The 15,768-nt window shown below is 51.2% G+C and carries 16 protein-coding genes and 1 tRNA gene; 15 read left to right on the forward strand and 2 right to left on the reverse strand.

Annotation, left to right across the window (positions count from 1 at the left end; genetic code table 11):
* From DWB84_RS04390 to sthA, 7 genes are all read left to right on the forward strand, one after another.
* Positions 1 to 1,203, forward strand: a complete 1,203-nt coding sequence (locus DWB84_RS04390) for an NADH:ubiquinone reductase (Na(+)-transporting) subunit B (RefSeq protein ID WP_187408512.1) — start codon at positions 1 to 3, stop codon at positions 1,201 to 1,203.
* Positions 1,196 to 1,972 carry a Na(+)-translocating NADH-quinone reductase subunit C gene (locus DWB84_RS04395; RefSeq protein WP_187408513.1) on the forward strand — a complete coding sequence of 259 codons (777 nt, stop codon included), beginning with the start codon at positions 1,196 to 1,198 and terminating at the stop codon, positions 1,970 to 1,972. The genes DWB84_RS04390 and DWB84_RS04395 overlap by 8 nt, the downstream gene beginning before the upstream one ends.
* Before the next feature lie 2 nt (positions 1,973 to 1,974).
* Complete coding sequence (locus tag DWB84_RS04400) at positions 1,975 to 2,643, forward strand: NADH:ubiquinone reductase (Na(+)-transporting) subunit D (protein WP_187408514.1); 669 nt, start codon at positions 1,975 to 1,977, stop codon at positions 2,641 to 2,643.
* Positions 2,643 to 3,251: an NADH:ubiquinone reductase (Na(+)-transporting) subunit E gene (nqrE, locus tag DWB84_RS04405; RefSeq protein WP_187408515.1), complete on the forward strand. Its 609-nt coding sequence runs from the start codon at positions 2,643 to 2,645 to the stop codon at positions 3,249 to 3,251. Before DWB84_RS04400 ends, nqrE begins: the two co-directional genes overlap by 1 nt.
* Before the next feature lie 21 nt (positions 3,252 to 3,272).
* A complete protein-coding gene (gene nqrF, locus DWB84_RS04410) occupies positions 3,273 to 4,496 on the forward strand; it encodes an NADH:ubiquinone reductase (Na(+)-transporting) subunit F (RefSeq protein ID WP_187408516.1) in 1,224 nt (407 codons plus the stop codon).
* 140 nt (positions 4,497 to 4,636) lie between these two features.
* On the forward strand, positions 4,637 to 4,876 hold the full coding sequence (gene nqrM / locus DWB84_RS04415; protein ID WP_187408517.1) for a (Na+)-NQR maturation NqrM: 240 nt from the start codon (positions 4,637 to 4,639) through the stop codon (positions 4,874 to 4,876).
* 74 nt (positions 4,877 to 4,950) lie between these two features.
* Complete coding sequence (sthA, locus tag DWB84_RS04420) at positions 4,951 to 6,348, forward strand: Si-specific NAD(P)(+) transhydrogenase (RefSeq protein ID WP_187408518.1); 1,398 nt, start codon at positions 4,951 to 4,953, stop codon at positions 6,346 to 6,348.
* Between the two features lie 71 nt (positions 6,349 to 6,419).
* Here the strand turns inward: sthA and DWB84_RS04425 are convergent, their stop codons facing one another.
* A complete protein-coding gene (locus DWB84_RS04425; protein WP_255428824.1) occupies positions 6,420 to 6,737 on the reverse strand; it encodes a hypothetical protein in 318 nt (105 codons plus the stop codon).
* Positions 6,738 to 6,740: 3 nt separating this feature from the next.
* A complete protein-coding gene (locus DWB84_RS04430) occupies positions 6,741 to 7,316 on the reverse strand; it encodes a PilZ domain-containing protein (protein ID WP_187408519.1) in 576 nt (191 codons plus the stop codon).
* Positions 7,317 to 7,493: 177 nt separating this feature from the next.
* Between DWB84_RS04430 and DWB84_RS04435 the strand changes: the two genes are divergently transcribed.
* The 8 genes from DWB84_RS04435 to DWB84_RS04470 all read left to right on the forward strand — a co-directional run bounded on the left by DWB84_RS04435 (position 7,494) and on the right by DWB84_RS04470 (position 15,703).
* Positions 7,494 to 9,383, forward strand: a complete 1,890-nt coding sequence (locus DWB84_RS04435) for an ATP-binding cassette domain-containing protein (RefSeq protein ID WP_187408520.1) — start codon at positions 7,494 to 7,496, stop codon at positions 9,381 to 9,383.
* A gap of 25 nt (positions 9,384 to 9,408) precedes the next feature.
* Entirely contained in the window at positions 9,409 to 10,257 is an 849-nt protein-coding gene (locus tag DWB84_RS04440; RefSeq protein ID WP_187408521.1) for a M23 family metallopeptidase, read from the forward strand.
* A 3-nt stretch (positions 10,258 to 10,260) separates the two neighbouring features.
* Positions 10,261 to 10,461, forward strand: a complete 201-nt coding sequence (locus DWB84_RS04445; protein ID WP_187408522.1) for a Trm112 family protein — start codon at positions 10,261 to 10,263, stop codon at positions 10,459 to 10,461.
* Between the two features lie 18 nt (positions 10,462 to 10,479).
* The gene (locus tag DWB84_RS04450) at positions 10,480 to 10,830 is read left to right on the forward strand and encodes a histidine triad nucleotide-binding protein (protein ID WP_187408523.1); all 351 of its coding nucleotides are present in this window, start codon (positions 10,480 to 10,482) and stop codon (positions 10,828 to 10,830) included.
* Positions 10,831 to 10,974: 144 nt separating this feature from the next.
* On the forward strand, positions 10,975 to 13,566 hold the full coding sequence (gene alaS / locus DWB84_RS04455; RefSeq protein ID WP_187408524.1) for an alanine--tRNA ligase: 2,592 nt from the start codon (positions 10,975 to 10,977) through the stop codon (positions 13,564 to 13,566).
* Positions 13,567 to 13,747: 181 nt separating this feature from the next.
* Entirely contained in the window at positions 13,748 to 14,977 is a 1,230-nt protein-coding gene (locus tag DWB84_RS04460; protein ID WP_187408525.1) for an aspartate kinase, read from the forward strand.
* A 203-nt stretch (positions 14,978 to 15,180) separates the two neighbouring features.
* Complete coding sequence (gene csrA / locus DWB84_RS04465) at positions 15,181 to 15,390, forward strand: carbon storage regulator CsrA (RefSeq protein WP_187408526.1); 210 nt, start codon at positions 15,181 to 15,183, stop codon at positions 15,388 to 15,390.
* Positions 15,391 to 15,612: 222 nt separating this feature from the next.
* Positions 15,613 to 15,703, forward strand: a tRNA-Ser gene (locus DWB84_RS04470).
* Positions 15,704 to 15,768: the final 65 nt, after the last annotated feature.

Below are 15,768 nucleotides of genomic sequence, written 5' to 3' on the forward strand. Positions count from 1 at the left end.
ATGAGTTTGCGACGCTTATTAGACAATCTGGAGCCACACTTCCACAAAGGTGGCCGTTATGAAAAGTGGTACTCGCTTTACGAAGCGGTAGATACCATTTTCTATAAACCAGCTGATGTAACCAAAACCACATCCCATGTGCGCGACGGCGTTGACCTCAAGCGCATCATGATCACGGTCTGGTTGTGTACTTTTCCCGCAATGTTTTTTGGGATGTACAACGTCGGCTATCAAGCCAACACCATTTTGGCAGAACTGGGACAAGCTGGTCTGGAAGGCTGGCGCGGAGCCTTGGTGGCGGCCTTAACCAGCCACAACCCTGCGAGCATTTGGGATAACTTCCTGTTAGGTGCTGCTTATTTTGTTCCCATCTACGCCACGGTATTTATTGTTGGTGGCTTCTGGGAAGTCCTCTTTGCGATCAAGCGCGGTCATGAGGTTAACGAAGGATTTTTCGTTACTTCCGTGCTGTTCTCCCTGGCGTGCCCACCGGACCTGCCACTGTGGCAGGCAGCCTTGGGTATCAGCTTTGGTGTGGTGATCGGTAAAGAAGTTTTTGGTGGTACTGGTAAAAACTTCCTCAACCCAGCATTGGTTGGTCGTGCATTCCTGTTCTTCGCTTATCCAGCGGATATGTCCGGTGATGCTGTATGGACCGTTGTTGACGGTTACAGTGGTGCGACTCCTCTCTCCATCGTTGCGCAAGAAGGCATGACTGCTCTGTCCGGCCATGTTACTTGGATGGATGCGTTCCTTGGCTTCGAACAAGGATCCATTGGTGAAACATCAGCTCTGGCCCTGGCTATCGGTGGTGTCATCCTGCTGATCACGGGAATCGCTTCAACGCGGATCGTTCTCGGCGTGATTATCGGCACTATCATCACGACCTTGGTGTACAACTGGGCTGGTTCCGACAGCTCTAATCCGATGTTCGCGGTTCCGTTCTGGTGGCATTTTGTTATGGGTGGTTATGCGCTTGGTCTGTTCTTTATGGCAACGGATCCTGTGTCTGCATCCATGACCAATACAGGAAAGTGGTGGTTCGGAGCGTTGATCGGCTTTATGGTTGTTACCATCCGAGTGGTTAACCCTGCGTTCCCAGAGGGCATGATGCTGGCGATTTTGTTTGCCAACATGTTTGCTCCAACCATCGACTATTTCGTCGTTCAATCCAATATCAAGCGGAGACTGGCGCGTGGCTAAGCAAGAGACAGCAAAGTACACCATTACCGTGACCTTGGTCATGTGTATCGTGGCGTCTATTTTGGTGGCTGGCTCTGCGGTTCTTTTGAGGCCGCACCAGCTGGCGAATAAAACTCAAGACTTCAAACGCAATGTTCTGATTATCGCTGGCATTTACCAGCCCAATCAGTCCGTTGAAGAGCAGTTCAAACAGATCGATGTAAAACTCGTTGATCTCGAAACTGGGCGCTTCAGCGATGCAGTGACGGATCTCGATAAGTTCGACCAAGTGGCTGCAGCGAAAAAGCCGGAACTGTCAGACAGATTGGCCCCGGAAGAGGATATCGCCAAAATCGTTCGCCGGGAAAAATACGCGAAAGTGTATCTGGTGAATGATTCTTCTGGACTTTCGAAGCTGATATTGCCAGTTCGCGGCTACGGTTTGTGGTCCACTATGGTCGGTTTTATCGCCTTGGATAAAGATCTCAACACTGTGCTCGGTTTTGGTTTTTACGATCAAAAGGAAACTCCCGGACTGGGGGGTGAGGTAGATAATCCGAAATGGAAATCACTTTGGGTCGGCAAAAAAATCTATTCCGAATCCGGTGACGTGAAAATTGACGTGGTGAAAGGTCATGTCGAGCCCAACGTGCCCGATGCGGAATACAAAGTGGATGGCTTGTCCGGTGCCACTTTGACGAGTAAAGGTGTCGCGAATCTGTTGCAATTCTGGATGGGCGAGAAAGGTTACAAGCCTTTCATCGATAATCTGAAAAACGGGGAGGCTTGATTATGAGCGCTAAAACGAAAGAACTCCTGGTCAAACCCATATTTGAAAACAACCCGGTTGTTTTACAAATTCTGGGCATTTGCTCTGCTCTGGCAGTTACCTCCAGCGTAAAAGTCAGCTTGGTATTGGCTATTGGCCTGACACTGGTATCTGCGTTTTCCAACTTCTTTGTGTCGTTGGTGCGCCACTACCTGCCGAACAGTGTTCGAATCATCGCCCAGATGATCATCATTTCTTCACTGGTGATTGTGGTCGACCAGATTCTCAAGGCTGTGGCATACGACGTTAGTAAACAATTGTCAGTGTTCGTTGGCTTGATTATTACGAACTGCATTGTGATGGGTAGAACGGAAGCATTCGCGCTGAAAAACCCACCTATTCCGAGCTTTCTTGACGGTATCGGACATGGTCTCGGTTACTCGGTGTTGTTGCTGGTGGTTGCCACCATTCGCGAACTCCTCGGATCTGGAAAATGGTTTGGAATAACAATTCTTCCAACAGCGGCGGATGGTGGTTTTTATATCCCCAATGGTTTGCTGCTGCTTCCTCCCAGTGCATTCTTCATTATTGGTCTGGTGATTTGGGCATTGCGCACTTGGAAGAAAAATCAGGTGGAGAAGCCCGAATATAAGATTGGCCCTAACTCCACTACTACGCAGGAGATCGCCTAATGGAACATTTTCTCAGTTTATTTGTTCGGACTGTTTTTATTGAGAATATGGCTTTGGCGTTCTTCCTTGGCATGTGCTCATTTTTGGCTCTGTCAAAAAAGATCAACGCTGCTATAGGTCTCGGTATAGCGGTTATTGTGGTGCAAGCGGTTACCGTACCTGCCAATAACCTCATTCTGAACTATTTGTTGAAGGAAGATGCTCTTGCTTGGGCTGGTGTCTCCGGTGTAGATCTCACTTTCCTCACGTTCATTTCGTTCATTGGGGTAATTGCTGCGATCGTGCAGATCATGGAAATGGTCATGGATAAATACCTGCCTGCTCTGTACAACGCGCTGGGCGTGTTTCTTCCATTGATCACTGTGAACTGCGTAATCATGGGTGGTTCTTTGTTCATGGTGGAACGCGACTACACCTTTGGCGAAAGTATTGTTTACGGCGTAGGTTCCGGTGCAGGTTGGGCGCTCGCCATTCTTTTGCTCGCTAGTGTTCGCGAAAAGCTCAAGTATTCCGATGTCCCCGAAGGCTTGCGTGGCCTGGGCATCACTTTTATCACCGTGGGTTTGATGTCATTGGGCTTTATGTCCTTTGGCGGCATTTCCCTCTAAGCCTGACGAGGACGACTCGGTATGAATTTAGAAATTATTCTGGGCGTCGTGATGTTCACGGCTATCGTTGTGTCTCTGGTGGTCATTATTTTGGCCGCCAAAGCCAAGCTCGTGAGCAGCGGTGAAGTTCAGATCGTTATCAATGACGAAAAAACAATTTCAGCCGCCGCGGGTGGCAAGCTTCTGCAAACTCTGGCTGCGAACAACGTCTTCCTGGCATCTGCCTGTGGTGGTGGCGGTAGCTGTGCCCAATGTCGCTGTATTGTGACGGAAGGTGGTGGTTCTATTCTTCCAACCGAAGAAGCCCATTTCAGTCGCCGCGAGCAAAATGAAGGCTGGCGTTTGAGCTGCCAGGTACCTGTAAAACAGAACATGAAAATTCATGTGTCGGAAGAGGTATTTGGTGTTAAGCAGTGGGTTTGTACTGTGGAATCCAACCCCAACGTTGCCACCTTTATTAAAGAGTTGACCTTGCGACTCCCGGAAGGCGAGAACGTGGACTTCCGTGCAGGTGGTTACGTGCAGTTGGAAGCTCCGCCGCACCATGTGAAATTCTCGGATTTCGACATTGCGCCGCAATTCCGTGGAGACTGGGAGCGTTTTGGATTCTTTAACCTCGAATCCAAAGTTACTGAGCCGGTGATTCGCGCTTACTCTATGGCGAACTATCCGGAAGAAAAAGGCATAGTGAAGTTCAACATCCGGATTGCCACTCCGCCGCCGCGATCACAAGGTATTCCGCCAGGCAAAATGTCATCTTTTGTGTTCAGCTTGAAACCGGGCGATAAAGTGACGGTTTACGGACCATTCGGTGAGTTCTTCGCCAAAGATACAGATGCCGAAATGGTGTTTATCGGTGGCGGTGCTGGTATGGCGCCAATGCGCTCTCATATTTTCGACCAGCTGCGTCGAATCAAGACCAAGCGCAAGATGACCTTCTGGTACGGTGCGCGTTCGCTGCGCGAACTTTTCTACAAGGAAGAGTATGACCAGTTGCAAGAGGAAAACGAAAACTTCAAATGGTTCATCGCGCTGTCCGATCCGCAACCGGAAGACAATTGGACTGGTCTGACTGGGTTTATTCACAACGTTCTCTATGAACAATATTTGAAGAACCACCCGGCTCCAGAAGATTGCGAGTACTACATGTGTGGACCGCCGATGATGAACGCAGCTGTGATCAAAATGCTGAAAGATCTCGGTGTAGAGGACGAAAACATCATGCTGGATGATTTCGGGGGCTAAGCTGATTTGCCTTCGTGATCTATCGATAAAGCGAGGCTGCACATGCAGCCTCGCTTTTTCTTTTTGAGATTGGCTGATTCGAGTTGTCAAAGTAGCGGAAGAGGCATAACTTGAACTCGAATGGCTGTTGAGAGGTGAACATGACGACTATATTTTTAACGTTCGTTATTTTGTTGCTGATAGTTGCAGGTATGGCTGTCGGCGTTATTTTTCGCGGTAAGCCCATCAAAGGCACCTGCGGTGGTATCGCTTCACTTGGCATGGGGCAGGCATGTGAAATCTGCGGTGGCGACAAAAACAAATGCGAGAAAGAGAGTGGCTCTGCTGCAGCGGAACCTGCTCCGAAGAAAAATCTGGCTTATAACGCTGCGGAAAAATAATAGATTTTTCGGTTACATACTTTAATTTGATCCCTGGATCGATTCGATGACATTGTGGTGAGGAAAATAGACATATGGCGGACTACACCTACGATTTTTTGGTGATTGGAGCAGGACCGGCCGGAGAGGCAGCTGCTATGGCAGCGACCAAAAGTGGTTTGAAAGTTGGTGTGGTGGATGATTCGGGTAGTTTGGGCGGCAACTGTACGCATCGCGGCACTATTCCTTCCAAAGCAATCCGGCATGCGGTAAAGCAGGTGGTTCACTATCGCCAACAGCCTGATGTGCTGCAGATGACATCCTTGCCGCCGATTTCGTATCCCACAATTTTGGCTGCGGCGAAAAAAATCATTCCGCGCAAAGTAGCTATGCATAAGTCCTACTTTATGCGGAACCGGGTATACGTCCATTCGGGCACCGCGCAATTTGCGGGCCCTAATCAAGTCGATGTGCAAATGCCCTATGGTGTTATCGACAAAATTACCGCCAAGCATATTTTGATCGCCACAGGTTCAAGACCTTATCGCCCAAAAGATGTGGATTTTTCCCATCCGCGTATCTATGACAGTGACACAATCCTGGAAATGAACCACACCCCACGCACGCTCATTATTTACGGTGCGGGCGTGATCGGATGTGAATACGCCTCTATTTTTTCCGGGCTGGGTGTCAAGGTTGATCTCATCAATACACGTGAGCATCTGCTCGAATTTCTCGATAGTGAAATTTCTGACGCTTTGAGTTACCACTTGCGCGAAAAGGGTGTGCTGGTGCGTCAGCTGGAAGAATTTGAAAGCCTGCAGGCAACGGATCACGGTGTGAATCTGCGACTCAAATCGGGCAAACGAATCAAAGCCGATGCACTGCTGTGGTGTAACGGTCGTTCCGGTAATACCGAACAGTTGCAATTGGAGAAGGTCGGTCTGAAGGCGAATCATCGCGGTCAAATTGACGTGGACGAAGAGTATCGCACCAGTCAGCCGTACATTTACGCCGCTGGTGATGTTATTGGTTGGCCAAGCCTTGCAAGCGCGTCCTATGACCAGGGGCGTGCTGTAGTGGCTTCAATAACGGGCCAGCCTGTCCGCCGTGTCATCGATGCTCCGACAGGGATTTATACCTTGCCTGAGATCAGTTCTGTGGGTAAGACGGAAGCGGAATTGACCGCGGCCAAGATTCCTTACGAAGTAGGGCGAGCTTTTTTCAAAGATATAGCCAAGGCACAAATCAGCGGCGAAGAAGTCGGCATGCTGAAGATCCTGTTCCATCTGGATACTTTGGAAATCCTCGGCATTCATTGTTTTGGTGCGGAGGCGGCCGAGATTATCCACATCGGCCAGGCGATTATGAATCAGCCGGGCTCTGCCAATAGCATCGAATACTTTACCAATACCACGTTCAACTACCCGACTATGGCGGAAGCTTACCGGGTGGCTGCATTGAACGGTCTGAATCGCCTCTACCGGCAATAGCCGGTTAGAGGTGATCTGCTTTGCGGAAAAGCTTTGGCGGAAAGAAAAAGCTTTTACGAAAGTTGTATCAATCAGTTTTTTTGGGGAATTTTGGCCACACTGTGGATGACGTAGTCACCTTCAAAATAAACGGTGAATTGTTCGTAATCCCAGGTATAGATCGGCGGAGTTCCTACCGGCCCCTTCTTGTCCAGAGGGGATCCATATTTCGCTTCTACCTGATCCTTTCTCATTCCTGTCTTCGGTGATTCTATATTCCAAGCTTTGCCTTGCTGGCCCAGTGGGATAGTGACGGTTTCAGCAACAGAAATGCCGCTCAATAAAAGGGTTGATAAGCCGAGACAGCAGCTTAAAACCAAGGAGCGGCTGCGATGGGTCCGATTGATCATAGGTTACTCTCCGGTGTTGCCTCGTTTGCGATGTTGGATTTGTGCCTTGATGAGCTGCCGGGCAATTTCTTGGCGGTCTTGCTCGCGCAGTCTGTGAAACTGAGCTCCGATGCGATAGCGGTTGTCACCTTCATTATCGCAGCGACACACTGTCGCGAAGACTACCACGGGCGTATAACTGGGTAAAAAAATCAGTCGCAAAACCAAAAAGTTGCCTTTATAGAGGGCACGATCACTGGGAAAAGACACTCCGCCCTCGCTGATATTCAGGCGGGTCACCTGTTCCGAAGCTCCGGCTGGAAACATGCTTTGGCGGGCGATCAGGTCAATCTTTTGATTCAATTTCTGCAAATAATCCGCGATCAGCCTTTGCTTGTCCGAGATGACTTTCAGCAATTGCTGGGCCTCCCGATCGATGCGCCGCAGTTCGGTCATCATCTGCATAGCGCCGCCAATGCCGAAGGCAGTTTCCGGATCGCACTGCTCTGCCGTATGGGTATCGACTTGGCGGAAGTCGAAGATGACGTCCTGGTTGAGACGAAAGGTGTTGCGGCGGTCTGATGGGGAATTCGTGGTCATGGGACCCTATCTCGTTTCGCGGATTAACCGGTCTCGTTTGGCCAGTATTCTGATTAATCAAATATAGCCCATATCAAAGGTGCGCCTGGCGTTATCGGTTACCAATGTGGGCTTTGGTTGCCGCTTGGCGTTCATCTCCGACTATAATCCGCGATCTTCAAAATCGAGCCGCGGTAAATGATTCAACTACAAGCTTTGGGGCTGCAACTGGGCAGCAAGATCCTTCTGGAAAAGGCGGATTTGACCGTCTATCCCGGCCAGAAGTGGGGCATCATTGGAGCCAATGGCAGCGGCAAGTCCAGTCTGTTCAAGCTTTTGCTCGGCGAACTCCAGCCGGATAGCGGCTCCTTGAGCATTCCACGCGACTGGATATTGGCCCATATGGCGCAAGAGGTCGGGCATCAGGAACGCCGGGCGTTGGACTACGTCATCGACGGTGATGAAGGCCTTCGCGAACTGGAAGCCCTTATTGTCCAGGAAACTGATGGCGAGGAGTTGGCGCGTCTCTATGGTCGTCTGGAAGCAATTGATGGCTATACCGCCGATGCCCGTGCGCAAAAGTTGCTGAGAGGTTTGGGCTTTTCCGCTACTGACGCCATGCGCAACGTCACGGAGTTTTCCGGTGGTTGGCGCATTCGCCTCAACCTCGCCCGTGCCCTGATGTGCCGCTCAGACTTATTATTGCTCGACGAACCGACCAACCACTTGGACTTGGACGCAACGGTTTGGCTGGAGCAGTGGCTCAAGCAATATTCGGGAACCTTGTTGATTGTTTCCCACGACCGGGATTTTCTCGATAACGTGGTCGGCAATATCGTGAATTTCGAGAACACCCGGCTGATCAGCTATAGCGGCAATTATTCCGCGTACGAGCGGCAAAAGGCGGAGCGTTTGGCGAACCAGGCGGCCGCATTTGCCAAGCAGCAGGAGCGCATTGCCGAGATTGAAGATTTTGTTCGCCGTTTCCGCGCCAAAGCCAGTAAAGCCAAACAAGCGCAAAGCCGCCTAAAAGAATTGGAGCGCATGGAAAAAATTGCGCCGGCGCATATAGATTCACCCTTTAATTTTCGTTTCCCCGAGCCCGACCGTGTTCCGCAGCAGTTGCTGAATTTTGCGGAAGCCAATATAGGTTACGGGCAAAAAACAGTTCTTCAGCAGGTCAATATCAATATCTTCGGCCAGTCGCGCATAGGTTTGCTCGGCCATAACGGTGCGGGTAAATCGACTTTTATCAAAGCGCTGACTGGCAGTCTGCCTTTGGTTTCGGGTGAGCGTGTTGAATCTCCTCATCTGAAAATTGGTTATTTCGCCCAACATCAGTTGGAGGCGTTGGATTTGGATGCTTCATGTGCGCTTCATCTGCAACGCCTGCGCCCCAGTGCATCCGAACAGGAAATTCGCAATTTTCTCGGCAGTTTTGATTTTCGCGGCGATCGCGCTTTTGAATGTATTCGCCATTTTTCCGGCGGCGAAAAAGCGCGTTTGGCGTTGGCGATTCTGGCTTGGCAAAAACCCAATCTGCTGGTGCTCGACGAGCCGACTAACCACTTGGACTTGGAAGTGCGCCACGCCTTGACGGTTGCATTGCAGGCATTTGCCGGCGCTATTGTGGTGGTTTCCCACGACCGCCATTTGTTACGCAATACAGTTGATGAGTTTTGGTTGATCGATTCCGGCAAAGTCCAGCCGTTTGCCGGTGATTTGCAGGATTATCAGGTGTGGATGTCCGGCGCAAAAACCACCGCGAAAGAGGTGGAGGCAAAACCTACAACAGAAGACAAAAGTGTCGACAAAAAGGCGCAGCGTCAGTCCGCTGCAGCTTCCAGGGAAAAGCTCAAGCCCTTTACCCAGGCCATTAAACAGTTGGAACAAAAAATTGACGCCGCACAGAAACGCTTATCTCAGGTCGAAGAAAAGCTGGCGCAACCTGAGTTATACGAAAGCGCCGGCGGCGAATTGCAAAAGCTGCTGAAAGAGCAGGGCACTATCCGGCAGGAATTAAGCGAATTGGAAGAAGCGTGGTTGGAAAAAACCGAAGAGCTGGAGCAATTGCAGCAATCGCTTTAATTCATCGAGAACCAATGGCACATCTATGACACGACATTTTTATAAGGCGTTGTTCTGCACTTTACTTGGCTTGGCTGCGGTTGCCGACTCTGTGGGTGCCCAAACTCCAGAGTTTCGCGGGCAGTGGCAGCAAGGTGGGACAATTTTCGGCAAGGTTCCTGCGGGACATGGTGTGCGTGTCGATGGCAGGCAAGTGAAAACCACGCCGAACGGCGATTTTGTTTTCGGTCTGGGACCGGATGCGGCCAAAGAGGTGAAAGTGGAAGTCGTCGCGCCCGATGGTACCACTGCGGTTTTCGCCCGACCGGTCGTGCAGCGGGAATATAAGGTTCAGCGCGTAAACGGCGTTGAGGAAAAACATGTAACGCCACCGGCTGAATTGACTGAGCGTATTCAACGCGAGGCCGAATTAGTAAACGCTGCGCGCCGTCGCGTCGATGAGCGTGCGGATTTTCTCCAGGACTTTATCTGGCCGGTGACGGGGCCAATCACCGGTGTTTACGGCAGTCGGCGTGTGTACAATGGCACACCGCGGTCGCCACACTACGGTTTGGATATAGCGGCTCCGACCGGTACCAAAGTGGTCGCGCCAGCGGCCGGTATAGTGACCCTAGCTGAGGGTGACCTGTTTTATTCCGGCGGCACGCTGATTGTCGATCACGGCTATGGGCTTTCGTCGACCTTTATTCACCTGCACAAAATTCTTGTCAAAGTGGGCGAGCGGGTGGAGCAGGGACAGGCCATAGCCGAGGTGGGCGCGACCGGCCGGGTGACCGGCCCACATTTGGATTGGCGTATGAATTGGTTTGATGTGCGCCTGGATCCCGCGTTAGTCATGGCCGATAAACCCATGCCCAAGGGCACACAGGATTGAGTTATGAGTGAAACCATCGATAAAAAATTGTTGGCCATCTTGGTTTGTCCGGTCAGTAAAGCCCCGCTTGTCTATGATCGCGACAATTCTGAATTGGTATGTCCTGCGAGCGGCTTGGCTTATCCGATCCGGGACGGCATTCCAGTGATGCTGGAATCCGAAGCCCGTCAGATTTCCCTCGAAGAAAAAGAAAAATACTCTTAATCAAGTGGAGCGTGCCCCATGGCAGAACGGTCTATATTTAGCCGTATCATCGACGGCGAGATCCCAACGGAATTTGTTTACCAAGACGATCTTTGTGTCTGCATTCGCGACATAGCGCCGCAGGCCCCCACGCACTTGTTGATCATCCCGCGCAAGTCCATCCCCAAGCTGGTGGATGCCACTGCGGAAGATCAGGCTCTGTTGGGGCATTTAATGGTAAAAGCCGGGGAAATTGCCCGCCAGCTCGGCGTCGGTGATGCATTTCGGTTGGTGATCAATAATGGCGCTGGAGCAGGACAAACCGTTTTCCATCTCCATATTCATTTGCTGGCCAACAAAACCTTCAAAGAAGGCTCTTTGGGTTTTTAAAGGGCTGCTGCTACTTGGCGCCTGCAAGGGCGCCATCACACTCCCTATGCTGGAAAGGACACACCCCGTATACTTAGCGCTTTTTTGCGGCGACTGGGGTTAGGTCCTATAACGCCCCCATATCCTCTCGGAACTCGTTTATCTATGAAAAGCGCTGATATTCGCGAAGCATTTCTGTCCTTTTTTTCCAAGCACGGACATACCGTAGTGCCCAGCAGTTCGCTCATTCCGGGCAACGATCCAACATTGCTGTTCACCAACTCTGGCATGGTGCAGTTCAAGGATGTCTTTCTCGGTTCTGATAAACGAGCCTACACGCGGGCGACCAGCGCGCAGCGTTGCGTCCGTGCAGGCGGTAAGCACAACGACCTGGAAAACGTCGGCTATACCGCGCGCCACCACACCTTCTTCGAAATGTTGGGGAATTTCAGCTTCGGCGATTACTTCAAGCGAGATGCCATCAAATTCGCTTGGGAATTCCTGACTCAAGTTTTACATCTGCCGCCGGAGCGTCTCTGGGTAACCGTCCATATCAGCGATGACGAAGCGGCGGACATCTGGATCAAAGAAGTCGGTATAGACCCGACGCGTTTCTCTCGTCTCGACGCAGACAACTTCTGGCAGATGGGTGATACCGGACCCTGCGGTCCAAGTTCAGAAATTTTCTACGATCACGGCCCCAATGTTCCCGGTGGCCCTCCGGGCAGCCCTGACGATGGCCTGGACCGTTATATCGAAATCTGGAATCTGGTATTCATGCAGTTCGAGCGCCAGCCCTCCGGCGAACTGATTCCTCTGCCCAAACCGTCAGTTGATACGGGTATGGGACTTGAGCGCATCGCCGCAGTATTGCAGGGCGTGCATAGCAACTATGAAATCGATTTGTTCCAGGCTTTACTGCGCGCCGCGGCCAGCGTCACGGGATGTCAGGACCTGGAAGAAAAATCCCTCCGCGTTATCGCCGACCATATTCGCTCCTGCTCCTTCTTAATTGCCGATGGCGTGTTGCCTTCCAATGAGGGGCGCGGCTATGTGTTGCGTCGTATTATCCGCCGGGCAATTCGCCACGGACACAAATTGGGCCAGGACAAGCCGTTTTTCCATAAGCTCGTTGCTTCCTTGGTTGAGCAAATGGGAGATGCTTACCCCGATCTGGCCGCGCAGAAAGCTCATATCGAAAAAATCCTGCTCTCTGAAGAAGAGCAGTTTGCCAAAACTCTGGATAAAGGCTTGGCAGTTCTGGCGAGCAAGCTGGAGTCGCAAACCGGCACCGTTATTCCTGGAGACGTCGTTTTCACGCTTTACGATACCTACGGCTTCCCAGTCGACCTGACCAACGATATCGCCCGCGAGCGCGGTTTGACCTTGGATATGGACGGCTATGAAGCGCTTATGGAACAGCAGCGCGAGCGCGCTCGTTCCGCTGGTGCGTTCAAGGTCGACTACACCGCCGGCTTGGAATTGGAAGGTGAAACCGGCTTCCGCGGTTATGAAAGTTTGGAATGCGAAACTTCCGTTGCTGCATTGGCGCGCGGCAAGTTTCAGGTTGATCGCCTCGCTGAGGGCGAAGAAGGTGTTGTTGTGTTGGCCGAAACACCTTTCTACGCCGAGTCAGGTGGACAGATTGGCGACTGCGGTTATATCGAAAGTGCCAGCGGCCGTTTTGAGGTTCTCGATTGCCGCAAAGAAGGCTCCCATCACCTGCATATCGGGCGTGTTACCCGCGGAGAATTGGTGCTCAACGCTCAAGTTACCGCAGTTGTGGAAACTGGCCTGCGTCAGGCAACAGCGTTGAACCACTCTGCGACCCACTTGTTGCACGCAGCGCTGCGCCAAGTGCTTGGCACTCATGTGACGCAGAAAGGCTCTTTAGTGGATTCGCAACGCCTGCGTTTCGACTTCACCCATTTTGAAGCTGTATCCGCAGAGCAGCTGCAGGAAATCGAAAACATTGTGAACGAGCAGATTCGTTTGAACACTGAAGTGAAGACGGAAATCCTCGATATCGAAACCGCTAAAAAGAAAGGTGCAATGGCGCTGTTTGGGGAAAAGTACGGTGACAAAGTGCGCGTACTCACCATGGGCGAAGGATTCTCCATAGAACTGTGTGGCGGAACCCACGCCAAGCGTACAGGGGACATCGGCCTTTTCCGCATTGTCTCCGAATCTGGCATTGCTGCAGGTGTGCGCAGGATTGAAGCGGTAACTGGCGCTGGAGCATTCGAATATATGGCGCAAGCACAGAAAAAATTGCTCGCGGCCTCACAAATGTTAAAAACCGCACCGGATGCGCTGCTGGAAAAGTTGGATGCTCTATTGAATCAAAATCGCCAGCTCGAAAAAGAACTCACACAGATAAAAGGAAAGCTGGCTGCTGCCTCTATAGATGAATGGATCGCCGAAGCGGAAGACTTCAAAGGTATACGCCTGCTGGTGAAACAGGTTCCTGGAAACGACGCAAAACTCCTGCGTGACCTGGTGGATAAATTGCGCAACAAGTTAGGCAACTCCGCAGTATTGCTGGCGGGTACTGACGGCGAGAGAGTCAACTTGGTGGCTGGCGTCAGCAAAGAGGCCACCGCACTCGTCAAAGCCGGTGACATGGTAAGGGTCGTTGCAGAAAAGATTGGCGCCAAAGGCGGCGGTCGACCTGATATGGCTCAAGGCGGTGGTGCAGACAACGGCCATTTGCCCGAAGCTCTGACCGCTCTTAAAGAGTGGCTGCGCCAAGCTTAATGAGAATGAAAATATTTTGCGCAATCGGTCGATTTTTTCACCGGACCAGTTAACAATCGAAAGCAATTGGTGTTTAATTGGCGCCCCTTAGAACCTGGGTGTTTCGAGCGTCTCGCTTGAGCAGTGGCGGTTTGGCGGCAGCGCCAGTACCTTAATCGCGATTTTTTGGAATAGGCACAGCATGAGTCTGATCGTGCAGAAATACGGTGGTACCTCTGTGGGTAGCATAGAGCGTATCAAAGCAGTGGCGGCAAAAGTGTGTAAATTCCGCCAGCAGGGGCATGACGTAGTGGTAGTGGTTTCTGCTATGAGTGGTGAAACCAACCGTCTGATTTCCCTGGCAAAAGAAATTCAAAAGAATCCAGCCCCTCGTGAGCTGGATGTGTTGGTGTCTACGGGCGAGCAAGTCACCATTGCGCTGCTTTGCATGGCGTTGATGGAGCTGGGACAAGATGCTCGTTCCTATACAGGTGCTCAAGTCAGAATCCTGACGGACGATGCGTTCACCAAAGCTCGAATCCAGGAAATCGATGTCGACCGCATGAAAGCTGACCTGCAAGCGGGTAGGGTAGTCGTGGTTGCAGGGTTCCAGGGTGTGGACGAAGCCGGCAATATCACCACTCTTGGTCGTGGTGGCTCTGACACCACAGGTGTCGCATTGGCTGCGGCCCTCAAGGCTGATGAATGTCAAATCTATACCGATGTTGATGGTGTCTATACCACTGACCCACGGGTTGTGGAAAAAGCGCGTCGCTTGGATCGCATCACCTTCGAAGAAATGCTCGAGATGGCAAGTCTCGGCTCCAAAGTTTTGCAAATTCGTTCCGTGGAGTTCGCGGGCAAGTACAACGTCCCCCTCCGTGTTTTATCGTCCTTCCAGGAAGGCCCTGGCACTTTGATTACCATTGATGAGGAATTCTCGACTATGGAACAACTTGTAGTCTCTGGCATTGCATTTAATCGTGATGAAGCCAAAATTTCAGTCCGCGGAGTTCCAGATCAGCCCGGCGTTGCTTCTCGCCTGTTAGCCCCGATTGGTGAAGCCAATATTGAAGTTGATGTAATCGTGCAAAACCTGGCAGCAGACCAGACCACCGACATCACCTTTACCGTAAACCGCAACGACATGAACAAAGCCCGCCAAGTTCTGCAAAAAGTTGCAGACGAACTGGGGGCGCGCGAAGTTGTAGCGGACGATACAGTGGTGAAAGTCTCTGTTGTAGGCGTTGGCATGCGCTCTCACGCGGGCGTAGCCAGCACCATGTTCAAAGCCTTGGCTGCGGACAACATCAACATCCAGATGATTACCACTTCCGAGATCAAAATATCGGTCATCATTGACGAAAAATATCTCGAATTAGCAGTTCGTAGCTTGCATACCGCGTTTGGTCTGGATAAGGCTTCCGCGTAATCGCTCGCTGAAATGGCGCGTCGGTCCCGCAGTTGTGCGGGACTCGCATCAAGAGTCCAACTGGACTCGCTCACAGGCTTTAGCCGGACCTGTTTCCCCTTAGAGGGATAATTAAAAGAAAAATCTGGCTGGCATAAAGCCGACGAGGGCAAGGTTTAGGCCCTGCCTTCGTTCTCACAGGATGAACGTAAGGAGAATAACCGATGTTGATTTTGACCCGCCGTATCGGCGAAACCTTGATGGTTGGTGATGATGTCACTGTCACTGTGTTAGGGGTAAAGGGCAATCAGGTGCGAATTGGGGTTAACGCACCAAAAGAAATTGCCGTTCACCGCGAAGAAATTTATCAGCGTATTCAACGCGAAAAACAACAACAGCATCAGCACGAGCCAGAACCGGGTAATTCTCTGTAAGACGTGGTTTCCATTTTTATAGAGACGCTGCATTTTTGTAATAATACTGGCGGGTCTTCAAATATTTTGCATTATAACTATTTGAAATTCGCCAGATTATTGATATTATGCCGCTCCTCCTTCAGCGGTAGGTTTAAAACGAAGGAGTCCTACAAACTGCGGGAAATGAAATAAATTCTTGTTGTTTGCACACAAAAATTTTTCTACTGAAAAATTTTTGCCGGAGAGGTGGCCGAGTGGCCGAAGGCGCTCCCCTGCTAAGGGAGTATACCCTAAACCGGTATCGGGGGTTCGAATCCCCCCCTCTCCGCCATCGTTCTTCCCCTTTCTTGCTTCGCTCTAATAAGCCTTCCACCACTTCTTGACGCTATTAGACGC

The sequence above is a fragment of the Saccharophagus sp. K07 genome (assembly GCF_014336955.1).
GTDB lineage: Bacteria > Pseudomonadota > Gammaproteobacteria > Pseudomonadales > Cellvibrionaceae > UBA5868.